This is a genomic window from Bacillus sp. FSL P4-0290 (assembly GCF_037975435.1).
Taxonomy (GTDB): Bacteria; Bacillota; Bacilli; order Bacillales; family Bacillaceae; genus Bacillus; species Bacillus subtilis.
This window is the reverse complement of the sequence record NZ_CP150253.1, coordinates 1,871,906-1,889,997: the sequence shown is the minus strand read 5'-3', so window position 1 is coordinate 1,889,997 and position 18,092 is coordinate 1,871,906. Positions and strand designations below refer to the sequence as shown.

At 43.4% G+C, this 18,092-nt stretch carries 24 protein-coding genes, 2 pseudogenes and 1 riboswitch; of the genes and pseudogenes, 4 read left to right on the top strand and 22 right to left on the bottom strand.

Going from position 1 to position 18,092, the window contains the following annotated elements; genetic code table 11:
* Window positions 1-113 precede the first annotated feature (113 nt).
* The gene (locus MKY10_RS10155) at window positions 114-638 is read left to right on the top strand and encodes a DUF309 domain-containing protein (protein WP_032722049.1); all 525 of its coding nucleotides are present in this window, start codon (window positions 114-116) and stop codon (window positions 636-638) included.
* A gap of 13 nt (window positions 639-651) precedes the next feature.
* On the opposite strand, the gene ribT is transcribed toward MKY10_RS10155, so the two are convergent.
* The 7 genes from ribT to lepB form a co-directional block, all read right to left on the bottom strand.
* Window positions 652-1,026, bottom strand: a complete 375-nt coding sequence (gene ribT, locus MKY10_RS10150; protein ID WP_003223910.1) for a GNAT family N-acetyltransferase RibT — start codon at window positions 1,024-1,026, stop codon at window positions 652-654.
* 112 nt (window positions 1,027-1,138) lie between these two features.
* Window positions 1,139-1,603 carry a 6,7-dimethyl-8-ribityllumazine synthase gene (gene ribH / locus MKY10_RS10145; protein WP_003223915.1) on the bottom strand — a complete coding sequence of 155 codons (465 nt, stop codon included), beginning with the start codon at window positions 1,601-1,603 and terminating at the stop codon, window positions 1,139-1,141.
* Between the two features lie 32 nt (window positions 1,604-1,635).
* Entirely contained in the window at window positions 1,636-2,832 is a 1,197-nt protein-coding gene (locus MKY10_RS10140) for a bifunctional 3,4-dihydroxy-2-butanone-4-phosphate synthase/GTP cyclohydrolase II (RefSeq protein WP_048655117.1), read from the bottom strand.
* Window positions 2,833-2,846: 14 nt separating this feature from the next.
* Complete coding sequence (gene ribE / locus MKY10_RS10135) at window positions 2,847-3,494, bottom strand: riboflavin synthase subunit alpha (protein ID WP_004398505.1); 648 nt, start codon at window positions 3,492-3,494, stop codon at window positions 2,847-2,849.
* A 10-nt stretch (window positions 3,495-3,504) separates the two neighbouring features.
* On the bottom strand, window positions 3,505-4,590 hold the full coding sequence (gene ribD, locus MKY10_RS10130) for a bifunctional diaminohydroxyphosphoribosylaminopyrimidine deaminase/5-amino-6-(5-phosphoribosylamino)uracil reductase RibD (protein ID WP_032722052.1): 1,086 nt from the start codon (window positions 4,588-4,590) through the stop codon (window positions 3,505-3,507).
* A gap of 129 nt (window positions 4,591-4,719) precedes the next feature.
* Window positions 4,720-4,864: riboswitch (FMN riboswitch) on the bottom strand.
* A gap of 119 nt (window positions 4,865-4,983) precedes the next feature.
* Window positions 4,984-5,328, bottom strand: coding sequence for a hypothetical protein (locus MKY10_RS10125; protein ID WP_032722053.1), 345 nt, complete (start codon window positions 5,326-5,328; stop codon window positions 4,984-4,986).
* Window positions 5,329-5,562: 234 nt separating this feature from the next.
* On the bottom strand, window positions 5,563-6,117 hold the full coding sequence (gene lepB, locus MKY10_RS10120) for a signal peptidase I (RefSeq protein WP_003246166.1): 555 nt from the start codon (window positions 6,115-6,117) through the stop codon (window positions 5,563-5,565).
* Between the two features lie 267 nt (window positions 6,118-6,384).
* Here lepB and MKY10_RS10115 point away from each other — a divergent pair.
* A pseudogene (locus tag MKY10_RS10115) lies at window positions 6,385-6,626 on the top strand (hypothetical protein).
* On the opposite strand, the gene MKY10_RS10110 reads toward MKY10_RS10115, so the two are convergent.
* The 3 genes and pseudogenes from MKY10_RS10110 to MKY10_RS10100 all read right to left on the bottom strand — a co-directional run bounded on the left by MKY10_RS10110 (window position 6,569) and on the right by MKY10_RS10100 (window position 7,599).
* Window positions 6,569-6,775, bottom strand: a complete 207-nt coding sequence (locus MKY10_RS10110) for a zinc ribbon domain-containing protein (RefSeq protein WP_003223929.1) — start codon at window positions 6,773-6,775, stop codon at window positions 6,569-6,571. The pseudogene MKY10_RS10115 and the gene MKY10_RS10110 sit on opposite strands and share 58 nt — an antisense overlap.
* Before the next feature lie 108 nt (window positions 6,776-6,883).
* Window positions 6,884-7,087 (bottom strand): phosphatase PAP2 family protein, encoded by a 204-nt coding sequence (locus tag MKY10_RS10105; RefSeq protein ID WP_231940261.1) that lies wholly within the window; start codon window positions 7,085-7,087, stop codon window positions 6,884-6,886.
* A 309-nt stretch (window positions 7,088-7,396) separates the two neighbouring features.
* Window positions 7,397-7,599, bottom strand: a pseudogene (locus MKY10_RS10100) (hypothetical protein).
* A gap of 484 nt (window positions 7,600-8,083) precedes the next feature.
* Between MKY10_RS10100 and MKY10_RS10095 the strand changes: the two are divergent.
* Window positions 8,084-8,296: a spore germination protein gene (locus MKY10_RS10095; protein ID WP_003230479.1), complete on the top strand. Its 213-nt coding sequence runs from the start codon at window positions 8,084-8,086 to the stop codon at window positions 8,294-8,296.
* A 143-nt stretch (window positions 8,297-8,439) separates the two neighbouring features.
* Here MKY10_RS10095 and MKY10_RS10090 read toward each other — a convergent pair whose 3' ends face one another.
* Complete coding sequence (locus MKY10_RS10090; RefSeq protein ID WP_003223931.1) at window positions 8,440-8,871, bottom strand: peptidylprolyl isomerase; 432 nt, start codon at window positions 8,869-8,871, stop codon at window positions 8,440-8,442.
* A gap of 256 nt (window positions 8,872-9,127) precedes the next feature.
* On the opposite strand from MKY10_RS10090, the gene MKY10_RS10085 reads away from it, so the two are divergent.
* Window positions 9,128-10,000, top strand: a complete 873-nt coding sequence (locus tag MKY10_RS10085) for a DUF1002 domain-containing protein (RefSeq protein WP_014480169.1) — start codon at window positions 9,128-9,130, stop codon at window positions 9,998-10,000.
* 32 nt (window positions 10,001-10,032) lie between these two features.
* Here the strand turns inward: MKY10_RS10085 and lysA are convergent, their stop codons facing one another.
* The 11 genes from lysA to spoIIAA all read right to left on the bottom strand — a co-directional run bounded on the left by lysA (window position 10,033) and on the right by spoIIAA (window position 18,086).
* A complete protein-coding gene (lysA, locus tag MKY10_RS10080) occupies window positions 10,033-11,352 on the bottom strand; it encodes a diaminopimelate decarboxylase (protein ID WP_004398851.1) in 1,320 nt (439 codons plus the stop codon).
* A 105-nt stretch (window positions 11,353-11,457) separates the two neighbouring features.
* Window positions 11,458-12,939 carry a spore germination protein SpoVAF gene (gene spoVAF, locus MKY10_RS10075; protein WP_003230471.1) on the bottom strand — a complete coding sequence of 494 codons (1,482 nt, stop codon included), beginning with the start codon at window positions 12,937-12,939 and terminating at the stop codon, window positions 11,458-11,460.
* The gene (spoVAEA, locus tag MKY10_RS10070) at window positions 12,890-13,501 is read right to left on the bottom strand and encodes a stage V sporulation protein SpoVABEA (protein ID WP_003230469.1); all 612 of its coding nucleotides are present in this window, start codon (window positions 13,499-13,501) and stop codon (window positions 12,890-12,892) included. Before spoVAEA ends, spoVAF begins: the two co-directional genes overlap by 50 nt.
* 7 nt (window positions 13,502-13,508) lie before the next feature.
* The gene (gene spoVAE / locus MKY10_RS10065) at window positions 13,509-13,859 is read right to left on the bottom strand and encodes a stage V sporulation protein AE (protein ID WP_003230467.1); all 351 of its coding nucleotides are present in this window, start codon (window positions 13,857-13,859) and stop codon (window positions 13,509-13,511) included.
* Window position 13,860: 1 nt separating this feature from the next.
* Window positions 13,861-14,877 (bottom strand): stage V sporulation protein AD, encoded by a 1,017-nt coding sequence (gene spoVAD, locus MKY10_RS10060; RefSeq protein ID WP_015251779.1) that lies wholly within the window; start codon window positions 14,875-14,877, stop codon window positions 13,861-13,863.
* A gap of 12 nt (window positions 14,878-14,889) precedes the next feature.
* On the bottom strand, window positions 14,890-15,342 hold the full coding sequence (gene spoVAC, locus MKY10_RS10055; RefSeq protein ID WP_003223947.1) for a stage V sporulation protein AC: 453 nt from the start codon (window positions 15,340-15,342) through the stop codon (window positions 14,890-14,892).
* 12 nt (window positions 15,343-15,354) lie between these two features.
* The gene (gene spoVAB / locus MKY10_RS10050; protein ID WP_003230463.1) at window positions 15,355-15,780 is read right to left on the bottom strand and encodes a stage V sporulation protein SpoVAB; all 426 of its coding nucleotides are present in this window, start codon (window positions 15,778-15,780) and stop codon (window positions 15,355-15,357) included.
* Window positions 15,770-16,390 carry a stage V sporulation protein SpoVAA gene (gene spoVAA, locus MKY10_RS10045; RefSeq protein ID WP_015714205.1) on the bottom strand — a complete coding sequence of 207 codons (621 nt, stop codon included), beginning with the start codon at window positions 16,388-16,390 and terminating at the stop codon, window positions 15,770-15,772. Before spoVAA ends, spoVAB begins: the two co-directional genes overlap by 11 nt.
* Before the next feature lie 126 nt (window positions 16,391-16,516).
* Window positions 16,517-17,284, bottom strand: coding sequence for an RNA polymerase sporulation sigma factor SigF (sigF, locus tag MKY10_RS10040; protein ID WP_003230458.1), 768 nt, complete (start codon window positions 17,282-17,284; stop codon window positions 16,517-16,519).
* A gap of 11 nt (window positions 17,285-17,295) precedes the next feature.
* On the bottom strand, window positions 17,296-17,736 hold the full coding sequence (gene spoIIAB, locus MKY10_RS10035) for an anti-sigma F factor (protein ID WP_003230452.1): 441 nt from the start codon (window positions 17,734-17,736) through the stop codon (window positions 17,296-17,298).
* Window positions 17,733-18,086: an anti-sigma F factor antagonist gene (gene spoIIAA, locus MKY10_RS10030; protein WP_004398633.1), complete on the bottom strand. Its 354-nt coding sequence runs from the start codon at window positions 18,084-18,086 to the stop codon at window positions 17,733-17,735. The genes spoIIAB and spoIIAA overlap by 4 nt, the downstream gene beginning before the upstream one ends.
* Window positions 18,087-18,092: the final 6 nt, after the last annotated feature.

Sequence of the window (18,092 nt, the reverse complement as noted above, 5' to 3'; positions counted from 1 at the left end):
GAAAAAGCCTTTGCTTCTGGTTTTCCTTTCTAAGAAGCACTAGAGGCCGGGCGTTCTTTTTTCCTTTTATCCCTTCTATGGTACACTAAAAGCACATTAAAGGAGGAAGCACCTTGTATCCGAAAGCTTATATAGATTATCTCGTTGAGTTTCATGCGACACGGGATTATTTTGAATGCCATGAAATATTAGAAGAATATTGGAAGGAAGATCCGCCAAAGAAACGAAAACGCTATTGGGTCGGCTTTATTCAGCTTGCAGTTGCTTTATATCATCACAGAAGGCAGAATACAGCCGGGGCAAAAAGACTGATGGCGAACAGCATCCGGATTCTTCAAGCAGAACATCGGGCAGTCGAAGACTTAGGGCTCGATCATGGCCGTTTGCTCGAACTTATGCAATCGGTTTACGAACAAATCGAAACCGGCTCTGCCTATAAAAGCATTATGCTGCCAATCAAAGATGAGAAACTGGAGGAAGCATGCAGGATCGAATGCAGGAAAAAAAAGTATACATGGGGGCAGCCCAGTGCACTCAGGAACATATTTCTGATCGACAAACACCGTTTGCGGGATCGGACTGACGTCATCCGTGAACGTGAAAGAGAAATAGAACGCAGAAAAAAAAGCAGAGGCTGATGACAGCCTCTGCTTAATTATTGTATGAAATGTCTTGATCCTGCTGACCTTGACAACGTTCGAAAAAGCTCTGCGTTAATTCATTTGGAACCAGTACTTGCGTTTTGAATAAATGCTTTAAAGCATCCATCATCTGTTTTCCGATTCCTTGATGGCGATGAGAAGGATTCACACTGATATGCCGGATCTCAACCTCAGAATCCTTTTTTTCGACTCCGATTGCTCCGACGATATCCTCGTCCTCTTTCCAAAGAAAGAGCTGGCGGTCTGTATCCGTTTCGTAGTCCTTAATTGTCTGCTGAAGCTGCTTAAGGTCTTTTTCATTCGGCATAAACGAAAGAAGCCCCATCGCAATCTTTTCAAACGATTTTTTATAACGAATTAACATAAAAACCCCTCTATATCCAAAATGTCCAGTCTGCTATTAACGGATACGAATAGGTGATCCGTTTTCTCACATTATATCATTTTCGCCATATTTTTAAACTGTTTTCAGCAAATTATTCAAATGAGCGGTTTAAATTTGCCATTTCAATGGCAGAAACAGCACAATCTACACCTTTGTTGCCCGCTTTTGTGCCGGCACGCTCGATAGCCTGTTCGATGTTTTCAGTTGTTACAATTCCAAAGATGACAGGTACACCAGTAGTGTTTGCTGCTTGCGCGATGCCTTTTGCAGCTTCATTGCAGACATAATCGTAATGTGTCGTCGCGCCTCTGATGACAGTGCCCAATGTGATAATAGCATCATATTTTTTTGTTTCCGCCATTTTTTTCGCAGCAAACGGTATTTCAAATGCGCCTGGAACCCAAGCCACATCAATGTCATTTGTGTCTACGCCATGTCTGAGCAGCGCATCTTCTGCTCCGCTCAGCAGCTTGCTCGTAATAAAATCATTAAATCTTCCTACTACGATTCCGATTTTAAGACCTGTACCAACTAAATTTCCTTGTATGATATTCATATGATTCCCATCCTTTTTTGTGATATTTGTGATTAGAAATGAAGTAAATGACCTAGCTTGTTCATTTTGGTTTGCAAATATTTTTTATTGTGTTCTTTCGCCTCCATTTGAAGCGGCACTCTTTCTGAAATACTGAGTCCGTAGCCTTCAAGGCCTGCGATTTTTCGCGGATTATTCGTCAAAAGCTTCATATTCCGGACACCGAGGTCGCGTAAAATTTGTGCTCCGATGCCATAGTTGCGAAGATCCGGCAAGAATCCAAGCGCCTCATTGGCTTCTACGGTGTCATAACCTTGTTCCTGAAGCTTATAAGCTTTTAATTTATTGATTAAACCGATGCCTCGTCCTTCTTGGCGCAAGTACAGAAGCACTCCACGGCCTTCTGCGGCAATTTGGTTCAGCGCGGCGTGCAGCTGCGGTCCACAGTCACAGCGATGAGACCCAAACACGTCACCTGTGAGACATTCTGAATGCACCCGGACCAATACCGGTTCTTCTCCGAACGGCACCTCTCCCATCACAAATGCGACATGCTCTTTTCCATCTACCTCATTTGTGTATCCATAAACCTTAAATGTCCCAAAATCAGTAGGCAGCGTAATGTCAACTTCACGCTCGACAAGTGTTGTCAGATTGTAACGGTATTGAATCAAATCCTTAATGGTGATCATTTTTAATTGATGCTTTTTCGCAATTTCAATGAGCTCAGGCACTCTCGCCATCGTTCCGTCTTCATTCATAATTTCACAAATGACGCCGGCTCCTGGAGATCCGCAAGCTTCAGCAAGATCAACAGCAGCTTCTGTATGGCCCGCTCTTTTCAGGACACCTCCTTTTTTCGCAATCAGTGGAAAAATGTGCCCCGGACGCTGAAAATCAGATGGCACGGATTTGCTGTCCAGCAATGCTTGAACGGTAAAAGATCTTTCTTGAGCGCTGATACCTGTCTTCGTTTCACGATGGTCTATGCTTACGGTAAATGCAGTGTGGTGAGAGTCTGTATTATGCTCAACCATAGGGTGAAGATCAAGCCTGTCTGCGATTTCCTCACTGAGCGGCGTGCAGATCAGTCCTCTCCCATGTGTCGCCATAAAGTTAATGACTTCCGGCGTTGCATGCTCGGCAAGAGCCACAAAGTCTCCTTCATTTTCTCTGTCTTCACCATCTACAACGATGATGACTTCGCCTTTTTTTAAAGCGTCCAGTGCTTCTTCTATCGGATGAAACATGCAAATCTTCCTCTCTAAAAGCCGTTTTCGCTTAAGAAGGCTTTTGTAATGGTTTGTTGGGTCTTATTTTCATTGGCTTTATGCAAAAATCGATACATATATTTTCCGATCATATCGCATTCGATATTCACTTTAGAGCCGATCGTTTTTTCTGAAAAGATCGTTTCGCTGATCGTATGCGGTATTAAGGAGATCGTCACTGTGTCTTCTGTCAGGCCGAATATGGTTAAGCTCACGCCATCCACAGTAATTGATCCCTTTAAAACCAATGTTTTTGTTAATGACGGGTCCATTTTTAAATCATAGTAAACTGCGTTGCTTTTCTCTTCAATTCGTGTGATTTCCGCAGTTCCGTCGACATGGCCTGAGACGAAATGGCCTCCGAAACGGCCGTTTGCCGCCATCGCTCTTTCCAGATTTACTTTGCTTCCTTTTGTTAAATCATTCAGTGACGTAGCTTTGACTGTTTCAGGCATAACATCCACTGTGAATTGATTTTTTGTAAAATCAGTGACAGTCAGACAAATGCCGTTCACTGCAATGCTGTCGCCAAGATGAACATCCTCTAAAATCTTTGAGCATTTAATAGTTAAGGCCATTGCATGCCCTGCTTTTTTCATGGATTCGATTGTGCCTGTTTCTTCGATAATTCCTGTAAACATGGTCACCATCCTATTCCTTTGTCGGTTTTGCCGTCAGTTTGATATCACGGCCGATTTGGGTTATATCAGTGAATTGTAATAAGGGGACATCTTTCATTGATTGAAAACCTTCACCGGAGATTAAGCTGGGAGCATGCGTTCCTCCGATTAGTTTAGGGGCAAAATAGAAGATGATTTCTTGAAAACAGCCTTCTTTGACAAAGCTTCCGTGAACAGCTGAACCGCCTTCCACATACACCGACATGATGCCTTCTTCCGCTAGGATCTTCAAAACATCGGGAATTTGAATGCGCTCGGTTTCAAGTGTAAATATGTTCACTCCGAAAGCTGAAAGCCGTTTTTTCTTTTCCTCTTCTGCGCGTGCCGTCGTAAAAATCCATGTCGGCGCTATTTGATCGCAAATCACTTTAGCGTCCTCAGGAATCGAGAGTACGGTATCAAGTATGACCCGAACCGGCTGTTTTGTTACATTCGGCAGTCTGCAGGTTAAGCTCGGATTGTCGGCTTTCACTGTGCCAACTCCGACTAAAATGCTTTGGTGTGTTTTCCTGTATTGCTGAGCATCCTGTCTTGCAGCCTCTGACGTGATCCATTTGCTGTCACCCGTGCTGGTAGCTATCTTGCCGTCAAGGCTGGCAGCCGCTTTTAGCGTGACGTACGGGAGGCCTGTCCTCATAAAGTGCAGAAATTTTTCATTCAGCCTCTCCGCCTGGTCTGCCAGGATGCCTTCCCTTACCTCAATGCCGGCTTCTTTCATCATGCTGATCCCTCTTCCAGCCACAAGCGGATTAGGATCTCTCATCGCCACGAACACTCTTTTGATGCCAGAGTTGATAATCAATTCTGCACATGGCGGTGTTTTTCCGTAATGGCTGCACGGTTCGAGTGTAACGTAAATGTCGGCACCCTCTGCATGTGCTCCAGCCATATGGATGGCATGAACTTCTGCATGAGCTTCACCATATTTTAAATGGGCGCCCATTCCGACAATTTGTCCGTCCTTTACGACAACAGCGCCGACGAGCGGATTGGATTCGGTCTGTCCTTCGCCCTGCTTCGCAAGATCTAAGGCCAGCTTCATATAATACTCTTCCATTTGTTTCCCTCCCCTCTTTTGTTATTTACCGTCAAAAAAGCCCCGAATTTATAAAAAATTCGGGGCTTTAGGTATTTTACGCAATAGGAAATAACACTATGCATTTTTGAACCATTTGCATAGCGGTTCATCATCCTTCTCCCATCCAGACTTTCACTGTCGGCTTCAGCTTAAACTGAATCCACCGCGTGCTTATGCACACGGGTCACGGGCTCTAAAGCAAATGTGCTTTACTACCGCCGGTCGGGATTTCCACCCTGCCCCGAAGGATACAATCTTTATTCATTTGTCCTTATTGGCTATTATAGCGATCCTTTTTAAAGTACGCAATGAAATAAACTTACAATTTGAGAAAAACAAAACATCACCCTTCGATCCGAAAGGTGATGTTTTTTAATCATTCACTTTTGCAACCTTGATTAATCCGTCGATCCGCTTTGATTTGCTGAAGTATGCCTTAATCTTGTCACCTTCTTTTATATCAGATAAATCCTGATTTAATTTTTTTCCGTTGAAGATGATTTTCGTTCCGTTTTCTGCTACTCCATGATACTCTGAGCCCTCAATTCTCGTCACTTTATATTCCTGGATGGTGTATTCCTCTTCTTCCGAGGACAAGGTTTGTCCAATTGCTGTCGGAACATCCTTCAGCTCAACATCATTTATGTACATATAACCGCCTGCAAGTAAAAGCAAAAGCACTAACAGAATGGTAATCTTGGTTTTTATTCTTCCCATTTCTAAACCTCCAGCCAATATGAATCTATTCATTCATATGAGTTATTCCTTTTTTTCATGAATAAAAAACCGTAAATTCTCGTAAATTATTAATATAACGATGCATAACGGGAATATGTTTCACATTTCTGCAAAAATTTCTTTTCTATAGATATACGAATTTATGTTCTGTTTTTAGGGGATGACCGTAAAAAAGATATAAAAAAAGCAGCCCCAATGGGAAACTGCTTGATCCTAATTTGTTTTGCGCATTTCGTTAAACGGGTAGAAAACAAACTTTGACGTACCCGCAATTTGTTTTTTCGTGAAGAGGCCAAGACCGTTACGGCTGTCCATTGAATTCCGACGGTTGTCGCCCATCACAAAATACTTGTTATCAGGCACTTTAACCGGGCCGAAATCATCGGTCAAATGGTCAAAACCGTCCTGTTTCGCTCTCTTTTTATTAGCCGCCAAATAAGGTTCGTCCACCTTTTTCCCGTTGATATAGAGCTGGTCATTTTTCATCTCAACCGTATCGCCGGGAAGGCCGATAATACGTTTGACATAGTGAACATCATCTCCGTTTAACACGACGATGTCTCCTCTATCAAACTCGCCGATGTATTTGACTGTCATATTGACAAAGACCCTTTCACGGTTGTGAAGTGTAGGATACATAGAGTCACCATCAACGACATACGGCGCAAAAATAAAGTTGCGGATGAGCAAAGCGAGAACGACAGCAATCACAATTGCTTTTGCCCATTCTAATATTGATTTTTTCTTCGAAACATTTTCTGATTTCAACTGATTTCCTCCAATAAACAACGGTCTTCAATTTATGTTATCACGAATCGAAAAAAAATCCCATTAGGACCATTGAAGTGATTTTACAAACTGTTAATCTTCATCTTCTACCCACATCATGCCTATTTTTTTCTTGTCGACCATAACTAGGCCTGAAAATATTGAAAGAAATGAATCGCATAATTCAGAAGCGATGGACTCAGAAGAAAGAGAGTTCTCATATGCAAAATCTTTAGATCGTATATAAAGCATGAGGTTACGAGCAGTTTGTTCATTTACTGCATTCCATTGATCTCCCAGTCCATGATACCCATGGCACTTGACAAAAAACAATTCACGTCATAAAGGTTACTGGAATGTTTGCAGCAACCTATTTCACAGGTGATAACCGCATCCCGTTTTTGCTTTCATGATATGTTTAAAATCATTCAAGCTCGAAAAAAAACATGGATCAGCCTCCAAAAAATAAATCCAATATATTCCCGGCAGTTGAAGACTCTTTATTATAAAACTCTGAATATCCGCAGTTCTTACAGTAAACCACTAGAAATCGGTTATGCTGCACGTCAAACAGCTTTGATAATCCCGTGCCGGTTGTAGCTATTTCTTTTTGTCCGGCTTCAGTACTACCGCATTTTATACAGCCTTTGTTGTTCATATCGCGATCTCCTTTTCATTACATCACGTTTGTTTGATTTATTTTACTACAAAATATCAATCCCAATGACCCGTACTACTTTAAAGTTTACTTAATTTTGATTACATACTAATTGGGTTCGTTTCTCAGCTTGGTAAATCTTCTGGAGAAACGGAAAAGCTCCATGACCAAAACATTTAAACCCAGCCAAACACCGCCGAAGGCGTAACCCGCAGCAACATCACTCGGATACTGCTCATTAACGTACACACGGCTCAGCCCAATGAGGAATAAAACGATAATAAACAAAAAAACGCAACAGTTTGCAGACACGCCTTGTGAGAATGACGAACAAAAAGATAAGCACAAAAACCAAAAATGACAAATGCCGTTAACGTCTGTTCGCTTGGGAATGGATATAATACATGACTTTCCAAAGGAGCGTGAACAGGATGAAGGGAATGAAAGAGCCGTCTGATTCCCTCTTCATAAAGCTCTCCACCAATGACTAGGAAATATAAGAAAGAGAGTTCGATTTTCCAACCTTGCCCTTTGAATACCGTCCAAAGAAAAGTTAGAACAATAACGGCTAATAGAACACCTCTCGACGCAAAAGCTTTCTGAATTGCAGCTGGGCCCAGTCTATACCCGATCCAATACGACATCACTCCCACACAGCTCCCCAATCCGGCCGCTAACATGCTTAGCACCCAGTTTAACTTTTCTTGAAACACGAGAACACCGGCAAACTCTCCCGGTCCAAGTAAAGTTAGAAGCTCTAACATCAAGACAATAAACAAGACGGCATATCCGTACTGTTCGAGCAAACCCGTCAAAACTTGCACGGATTTCCCTTAAACTTTTTTGTTCTTTTATCATTCCCAATCCACTTTTTGTATAATCAGCACAATTTCACCTTCAGTCGTTCAACAACATGTTTGAGGTTCGAAATGATAAAGTATTTCACTTAGTTTCGTACATGAAGAGGTAAATTCTTTGCTCACCGAACTAGGATAGCGGCGCATGACGATTACTGCATTGCATAACCACTAGTTATTTAGTGAGCCGGGTGCAATGTATATGCATTTTGAGTCAGCACAGGATGATCCTATTACATTCGCCAGAAAAGCAGCTGCCGCATTCAGAGTAGTTAAAAGAATAGACAGATAGCTAGTCTTCCGGAAGCTTTAAAGGAGGCGCTTTTTTCGAGTTTTTTTAAATCAATGAAAACAGGCATCTCCTAAATATTTTTGCCGATAAGTTTACGCTAATCAACTCTAGCACTAATACATATAAAAAATAGAATGATATGAAAGGAGACTTGATAGTATGATTGATTATCCTATTAATATAAACAACGTTTCCGGGAACAGTGTAATTAACGTAGGCGGCGCTTTTATGATCAGGCCTTTAACTTTGTCGAAATCTGTGTTTGGCTCCGGAGGTTTAAACACAGGAATTGTCTTTGAAAATAACTTTGTAAGCAAGGCTAAAATGATTAATCATCAATTTACTGATCAGAACGTCACCAAAACTTTTTAATCTATTCATTACGGGGGCTTGCGATGTCTCACTAACTAAACACCTGGTTTTGCCAACCGCCATCAGCACTCGGCGGTTTTTTATTGAACATTTTTACCCAATAAAAAAGCTCCCTCTATATGAGGAAGCCTTTTGCCTGCCAATTAGCCTTCTACGCGAACTTCTTTCATGACGTCGCCATTAGACATGTTTTTCGCGAATTCTAATCCGCTTGTTACTTTACCGAATACAGTGTGAACACCGTTCAAATGAGGCTGTGGCTCATGAACGATGAAAAATTGGCTGCCGCCAGTGTCTTTTCCGGCATGTGCCATAGAAAGTGCGCCCGCCTCATGTGTATGCGGGTTGCCTTCTGTTTCACATTTGATTGTGTATCCCGGACCGCCAGTACCAGTTCCGTGCGGGCATCCGCCTTGGCTGACGAAGCCAGGAATCACTCGGTGGAATGTAAGCCCGTCATAAAAGCCTTCGTTCGCAAGCTTTTCAAAGTTTGCAACAGTTCCAGGTGCAGCTTCAGGATAAAGTTCAAATTCAATTTTGTTCCCGTCTTCTAATAAAAAGTAACCTGTTTTCAATTGTATGCCTACTTTCTTTATTTTAATTTTCAAAGGAGATTATGTATGATAGGTTATAGCCTGTCTCTCCTTGTCGCGGCTATTATACCACACCTTTCGGGGGAAAACGAATCTCCCGGGCTTTACTAAAAAATAAAAATGAAACCTGAATCTCTTTATCTCCGTCTAACCTAACGGAACTGTATTTTTCATGATTCAGGTCCTCACAAAGCAGCACTATCCAGCTGCTTGTGAAATTGAAGGAGGTCAAACTGCTTTGAAGAAAATTTGGATTGGAATGCTGGCAGCGGCCGTTTTGCTGCTGACGGTTCCGAAGGTCAGTCTCGCGGATGCCGCAGTTGGAGATGTCATTGTAACACTGGGTGCTGATTTATCAGAATCCGACAAACAAAAAGTGCTTGATGAAATGAATGTCCCTGATAATGCCACAACGGTAACCGTGACCAATAAGGAAGAACATGAATATTTAGGAAAATATATATCGAACGCGCAAATCGGATCGAGAGCGATTTCTTCATCGTCAATCACCATTGCCAAAAAAGGCTCCGGATTGAATGTTGAGACCCATAATATCAGCGGCATCACGGATGAAATGTACCTGAATGCACTAATGACAGCCGGTGTTAAAGATGCGAAGGTGTACGTTACAGCGCCGTTTGAAGTATCCGGGACTGCGGCTTTAACTGGATTGATTAAGGCGTATGAAGTTTCTTCAGACGAAGCGATCTCGGAGGATGTTAAGCAGGTCGCCAACCAAGAGCTTGTCACGACATCAGAGCTTGGAGACAAAATCGGTAACGAAAATGCGGCAGCCCTGATTGCAAAAATCAAAGAAGAGTTTGCTAAAAACGGGGTGCCTGATAATAAAGCTGACATCGAAAAACAAGTGGATGACGCAGCTTCTGATTTAAACGTCACACTTACTGACAGCCAAAAGAACCAGCTTGTCTCCCTATTCAATAAGATGAAAAACGCTGACATTGACTGGGGACAGGTCAGTGACCAGCTTGATAAAGCGAAAGATAAGATTACGAAATTCATAGAATCAGATGAAGGCAAAAACTTCATTCAGAAAGTCATTGATTTCTTCGTATCTATCTGGAATGCGATTGTATCTATATTCAAATAGGAAAAGCGCCGAAAAATCGGCGCTTTCTTTTTTTATTGCTTTACACCTGTTTTAAATGGCAGATCAAGTTTTACAATATCTTCGTATGTTTCTCGCTTCACGACTAAATGAGCCTCACCGTTTTCGACAAATACAACGGCGGGTCTCGGAATACGGTTATAATTGTTGGCCATGCTGTATCCATAAGCGCCTGTACAAAAAACGGCAAGAAGATCGCCTTCTTTTACTTCCGGCAGGTCAATATCCCAAATCAGCATATCTCCGCTTTCACAGCACTTTCCGGCAATTGATACCGTTTTGTCATGCGCTTCTCCGATCCTGTTGGCTGCCGCAGCTTCATATTTAGCTTGGTAAAGCGCAGGACGAATATTGTCGTTCATGCCTCCGTCTACAGCCACATATTGGCGGACACCCGGCACTTCTTTTTGAGAGCCAACCGTATAAAGAGTTGTGCCTGCGTCTCCCACGAGAGAACGGCCCGGTTCGATCCAAATTTCCGGGATGTCAAAACCGTAACGGGAAGCATTTTCTTTCACAGCTTCGATAATTTTTTCAACGTATTCAGTGGCATGAAGCGGTTCATCATCTTCCGTATAACGAATGCCGAAACCTCCTCCAAGATTCAGCACCTTGGATACAAATGAATATGAATCTCTCCATTCGTCTAGTTTTTTGAAGATTTTTTCCGCTGCTAACACAAAACCGGCCGTATCAAAGATTTGCGAGCCGATATGGCAATGGACACCCAGCAGCTGAATGTGTTCCGATTGTAATACTTGTTCAATGGCCCGTTCAGTTTGTCCGTTATGAAGATCGAAACCAAACTTTGAATCTTCCTGGCCCGTTGTAATGTAGTCATGCGTATGCGCTTCTACTCCGGGCGTGATCCGAAGAAGAACATCGATGGAGTGACCCGTTTCTTTACATAGGTCTTCAAGAAGCGCGATTTCATAGAAATTATCCACCACAATGCAGCCGATGCGGTGCTCAAGCGCCATCCGCAGTTCTTCCCTGCTCTTATTGTTTCCATGAAAGTGGATGCGTTCTGCCGGAAAGCCTGCTGCAACAGCCGTATATAGCTCTCCTCCGGATACGACATCTAAAGAAAGTCCCTCTTCCTCAGCGAGCTGAATCATTGCGACTGATGAGAATGCTTTGCTCGCATATGCCACCTGTGCTTTCAGCCCTGCAGAAATAAACGCCTGCTTAAAGCTTTTAGCACGCTCACGTATTAAAGCCACATCATATACGTAAAGAGGTGTACCATATTTCTCCGCTAAATAGAGAGCATCCACACCTCCGATTTCTAAATGACCATGTTGATTTTGTCTGCTTGTGCCGTGTAAGAACAATGTCATTCCCTCTTTCTCCGCTTATGGATGAAAGGACAGTTTTATGGACTGTCCCTTCATAATTAAGACATACATTATCATACTCTTCAGTCAGTTTCAATGCGATTATGAATTGGTAGGCTGCCTTAAGCGATTTTTGGGGTGAACGATGCTGGGTCTTACTTTTGCGCCAGGTTTCGCTGTGCGGACAAGAACCTGCCACAGCGCCTTTCCGTTAAAGGGAATCAGCGGCCATAAGTACGGTGTCTGAAGGGATTTGATGCTTGCCATGGCAATAATTAGCACTGTAAATCCGATGACGAGCCCTTTTATATGAAATAAAGCAACGAGTATCATGAGGACAAGACGGCTCATTTTGTTTGCCAAGCTTAATTCATAACTAGGCGTCGTAAAGGTTCCAATCGCCGCAAGTGAGACGTACAGAATCACCTCAGGAGAAAAAAGGCCGACCTCAATCGCAATCTGCCCGATCAGAACAGCGGCAATTAAACCCATTGCTGTCGATAAAGCCGTCGGTGTGTGAATGGCAGCCATTCTGAGAAACTCGATTCCTAAGTCAGCTAAAAATATCTGCAGGATGATCGGGATATGCGTATCTTTATTTAAACCGATAAATTTCATGTTGTCCGGGAGCAGATCAGGCTGAAGCACAAAGAGAAACCAGATCGGAAGAAATAAAGTAGAAGCAAGAATACCGAAAAATCTTACCCATCTTAAAAAGGTCCCGACTGAAGGCGCCTGCCTATATTCTTCAGCATGCTGCACATGGTGAAATAAAGTCGTCGGGGTAATGATCACACTCGGCGATGTGTCCACTATAATGATGACATGGCCTTCTAGAACATGATTTGCGGCCACATCCGGTCTTTCTGTATAGCGCACGAGCGGAAAAGGATTATAGCTTTGATTAACAATGAATTCCTCGACAGTTTTGTCTGCCATTGTTAATCCATCGACATCAATGGATGCAATTTCTTTTTCTACGATCTCAACCAGATCCGGATCAGCTATATCTTCTATATAACAAATGCTTAAATCCGTCTTTGACCGCTCACCAACTTTAGTCATCTTGACTCGAAGGCGTTCGTCTCTGATCCGCCTTCTGAGAAGGGCCGTATTGACGACGATATTTTCAACAAATCCGTCTCTGGCTCCCCTGACTACCTTTTCCGTATCAGGTTCTTCCGGGTTTCTGCCCGGATAGCTTCTGACGTCAATTATAAATGCGAAGCCTGCACCTTCAACAATGACAGCGACGAGCCCGGACAGCACTTGGTCGGTGGTTTCATCCAAGGTTTTTACTTTTTCGACCTGGGCGTTAAGCAGCCTGTTTTCGACGATGTCGACCAGCTCATCAGGGTCTTCTTTCCGATTGTTAATGGCAACAAGCTCTCTCATTAAATGAATAATATAGGCTGTATCGCATAATCCATTTAGATAGTAAAGCTGGATCTCTTTATCTAAAATCGTGAGCTTGCGAACACCTACATCATAGCTCGTCCCCATCCCAACACGGTTTTTGAAATACTCTTCATTTTTAGCTGGATTCCGATAAACCCGAATTTTCTCTTCCTTGTGGTCCGGCATGATACCCGCTCCTTTCTAAAATAAACTCGACCGCTTTCATGGTGATTGGCGACCCTTTTGAGATATCGTCTTTTCTGCCCATTTTGCCGATATCCCCGATACCGACAATAAGCGGGAGATCAAGTTTATCAAGGCAATAGACTGTATCTCCACTCATTCTGTGGTCATCAAATTCCCTTTCCCCGACTTTATCGACGCCGTATTCAGTTATTTCTCCATTGCGGTCAATGCTTACATCGACCCTGGTCCATTCAGCCTGATGTGTTTTTGACGCGACCGCAATCACACCGAGCACTTCAATAGACGGATGGGTTGCGACATAGGTTAGAGCGGCTTCTCCCGGACCCTCTCCTTGAAGGCCGGAGTCGTCAAACATGACAAATACAGGATCATACGGTGCTGAGGCGATCAGCTTGACAAGCTCGGCGCCGCTGCGGGTGGAAGGATTCCCTTTTGATTGTGAAATGCATCGGCCTCCCACTTTGCTTGCGGCGTATTCAATTGTTTTAGCGGCATAAACATCCCCGTCTGTTACCAGTATGACCTTGCGTTTTGTCGTCATGTCGGCATTATCCTTTCGGTTTGAAAATAACAGCTACGATAAAGGCGAAGAGAATAGCGGCTGAGATACCGGCCGAGGTCAGCTCAAAAATCCCCATGCCGATTCCGATAAATCCGTGTATATGCGCCTGATGCATGGCACCGTGCAGAAGACTGTGACCGAAGCTGACGATCGGAACGGTGGCGCCTCCTCCGGCAAATTCAATAAATTTATCGTAAATGCCGAAACCATCTAATATTGCACCGATTACAACAAATGATGTCATGACATGAGCTGGCGTCAATTTAAAAATATCCAAGAGCAGCTGGCCGACGATACAAATGGCCCCGCCGCAGACAAAAGCCAAAAGGTAGTCCATGTTAAGATGCACCTCCTGCACGCTCAAATACAACCCCGTGGGCGATAGTCGGGATGGTTTCTTTTTGCTGGATCATCGTCGGGCTTAATAGCGCCCCGGTCGCCACGACAAATACACGGTTTAGTTTTCCTTCTCTCAGCTGCTTAAAAATATGAGAGTAGGTGACAACCGCTGAACAAGCACAGCCGCTCCCCCCGGCAAAGACCTGCTGATCCGGAGTGTAAATCAGAAGCCCGCAATCATCATGCTTTGTGCCGACTGGATATCCATCTTCTTTTAAAATGTCTTTTACGATTGGAGAACCGACGCCTGACAGGTCACCTGTCAGGATTAGATCATAGTCATCCGCTGTCCGGTTGAGATCTTTAAAGTGCTGCTTAATCGTATCAGCTGCAGCCGGAGCCATAGCCGATCCCATATCAAAAGGATCTGTAATTCCTAAATCAGAAACCTTCCCGACAGTCGCACTTGTGATTTGGATATCACCCGCTGTCTGACTGATGACAACTGCACCGCTTCCGGTTACAGTGGAGGTAGCAGTGTCCGGTTTTTGGCCTCCGTATTCTGTCGGATAGCGAAACTGTCTTTCCGCAGTTGCATTGTGACTGCTAGTGGCAGCGAGTGCCCTTTTGGCAAACCCGCCATCAACTAAGGCTGATGCGACAGCCACTGTTTCCATTGATGTTGAACAGGCGCCAAACATACAAAGAAATGGGATTTTCAAGTGTCTTGCGACATAGTTAGCCGTCACGTTTTGGTTCAGCAAGTCGCCTGCCAGCAATAGGTCAATATCATCTTTTGTCAGATTGTTTTTTTGAAGTGCAACATTAACAGCGTCTTCCATCAGCTGCCGTTCCGCCATTTCCCAGCTTTTTTGATTACAATGCATTTCGTCATAGGTTTTATCAAATAAAGAGCCGAGCGGTCCGTCTTTTTCCTTTGGTCCTGCTGCCGTTCCCGCTGAGTTGACAAATATGGGATGTTCAAATACCCAGGTTTGCTTTCCTGTTAATTTCATTTTCTTCTCCTCCTATGACATCAGTTTCTCAAAAGCAAACCGAATCATTCCAACGATGTATGCAGCTACAACTCCGAAAACAATAACATTTCCTGCCAGTTTAAACATATTTGTCGCTACTCCAAGCACTAATCCTTCGCTTTTATATTCAAGAGCCGCGCTTGCCATACTGTTGGCAAAACCTGTGACAGGTACGGCTGAACCTGCGCCTGCGAATTGTCCGATTCTGTCATAGATACCAAAACCTGTAAGCAGGGCAGAGATTAATATCAGCGTTGCAGCTGTTGGATTCCCCGCAGTTTTTTCATTGAAATCAAAAAAATGGATATAAAAATTTTGCAGACCTTGCCCGATTGCACAAATCAGTCCGCCCACTAAAAAGGCTTTTACACAGTTCCAGACGTAAGGCGGCTTAGGCTGATATGTTTTCACTTTTGATTTGTAATTTTCTTTTATGTTTGTCATCTTGAAACCTCCTTATGAATGGTCAATAAAGTACAGCCAGTGAAATAAAGATCCCGCGATTTTCCCAATCACGATGGCCATTAATAAAATAATGATTTTACTTCTGAGCCCGATTCGTTTCGCCAAAATCGGCAGGACATTTAAAACCTCTGTAAGAGCAGCCGCTAGCATCCCGACGAACAAACCTGCCAGAAGCCCGACCGGCACAGCTATCCATTTTGTTAGATAAAGATGATTCATATGAAGCGTCTCCCATCCCCCGCAAACCGCGCCAAGAATAACAGCCGCTTCATAAGCCTGAACAAATCTCATTGTTTTGGTGAGCTGCATCAGCCGCGGAATGATTCCCATTACGGTTAAAAAAGCAACGAAACCCGCCCCCACCGTTATGCCTCCGCCGAGCCCGACAAAAATAATGAACAATACACTAACGATCATGCAGATCCTTTATGGTTTCTTGATTCTCATGCATGGCCACATATTGATCGAGATCAAGCTGATAGTTAAACATCTCAACCTCCAGCGGGCTGGGCTCTTCATTTAGGCGCTTTTTAAATATGTGGTTAAAAAACACGATCATCCCCAGTCCCAAACCGATGCTGTATGGGATTTGAAGCAAATATGGATAGTCATTCCTCTCTCCGGTTATGATTTCATATAGTGCGATATGAACATCTCTCATGCTTACATCCTCATGAAAGTTCATGATGGCAAGACACGATCCAATAAACAGAAGCAGCCAGACACCGATGAATAGAACCGTTGATAAATTTCGCTTTCGATACTGAATTTCAACAATGGTTTCTGCTCCGCCTACGGTTTGAACATCAAGTGTCGGATCTTGTAAATGAATGGCTCTGAGGACTTGTATGATATCCAGAATTACGATATTTTTATCTTTTTCGCTCACCTGATAAAGCGGCATAGCCGAAAGTTTCTTTTTCAGCTGAAGCTGCCCTTCTATTTGCGCGGCATCTCCAACGGTAATAATATCCCCTGGATGTGCCAGCACCCGGTGGCGAAGCCGGATAAATATTCGTCGTTCCATCATTGATCACCATCTTTCGGTGGTTATATATGTAGTATGTGGTTCGATTTTGTTCTCATTCATCCGCTCGAAAAGACCATAAATTACCACGCTTTTGCACACAAAAAAGCTAGCCTGCACTGCAGACTAGCCATCCGTATGATCCATTTGAACCTTGATCTGTTTTAATATTTTCTTTTCAAGCCTGGAAACCTGCACCTGAGAGATCCCGAGCCGCTCAGCCACCTCAGACTGTGTCTGGTCTTTATAATATCTGAGATAGACGATTAATTTTTCCCTTTCCTCCAAATCGCTGATCGCTTCTTTCAGCGCAATTTTGTCAAACCATTTTTCTTCTGAGTTGTCAGCGATTTGATCGAGCAGGGTAATCGGATCTCCGTCATTTTCATAAACGGTTTCGTGAATCGAAGATGGAGCCCTTACCGCCTCTTGGGCCAGTACAACATCCTCAGCTTCAATCTCCAAATGGTCAGCGATCTCCTGCACCGTCGGCACTCTTCCCAGTGTTTTCGAAAGCTCATCCTTCGCGCGCCGGATTTTGTTTCCAAGCTCTTTTAATGACCGTGATACCTTTACAGTTCCGTCATCACGGATAAATCGCTGGATTTCTCCGATAATCATCGGCACTGCATACGTTGAAAAACGCACATCATAGGTTAAATCAAATTTGTCAACAGATTTTAACAGCCCGATGCAGCCGATCTGGAAGAGATCGTCAGGCTCATATCCTCTGTTTAAAAACCGCTGTACGACAGACCAAACAAGACGCATGTTTTTTTCTATGAGGAGGTCTCTTGCCTGCTGGTCGCCATTTTGGCTTTGTTTGATTAATTCCTTTACTTCATGATCCTTCAGCTGAGCGTTTTTGCCGTTTTTCTTAACCTCCACATCCATAACAAATCTCCTTAATTACAAAGCGCTTTGCTTTTTGATAAGTGCTTTGTTAAGCGAATCGTTGTTCCCATTTCAGGCGATGAATCGATACTGACATCATCCATGAAATTTTCCATAATGGTAAAGCCCATTCCAGAGCGCTCAAGCTCAGGCTTAGTCGTAAATAGAGGCTGACGGGCTTCTTCAAGATCTGTAATGCCTAAGCCTTCATCACGAATGGTCATATATACGACATGATCTTCCAGCGTCACTGAAATGTAAACTTTTCCTTCACAGTTCTCTTCATATCCATGGATAATCGCATTCGTGACAGCCTCTGACACGACTGTTTTGATTTCAGTCAGTTCATCCATTGTCGGGTCCAGCTGAGCTATAAATGATGCAACTGTCACACGGGCGAACGATTCATTCTGACTGAGGGCAGAAAACTCAAGGTGCATTTCATTTTTCATGATGCCACCCCCAGTGTCAGGAGTGCCTGCTGTTCAGATTGTTCAAATCGGATAATTTTAAACAGACCCGACATATCAAACAATCGCTTCACCGCAGGAGAGATAGCGCAAACGACCATTTCCCCGCCAATTTGCTTAATTTGCTTGTATCTTCCTAAAATAACGCCAAGCCCCGAGCTGTCCATAAAGGAAAGGTCCTCCAAGTTCAGCACGATATGGCGAATATCATCCTTCTCCAATGATTGAGTCACTTTTTGTTTCAGGGTTTCAGCCGTATGGTGATCGAGTTCGCCTGTTAATCGAATACAAAGCACAGATTCTTTGACATTCATGTCAATTCCAAGGCTCATGCTCAT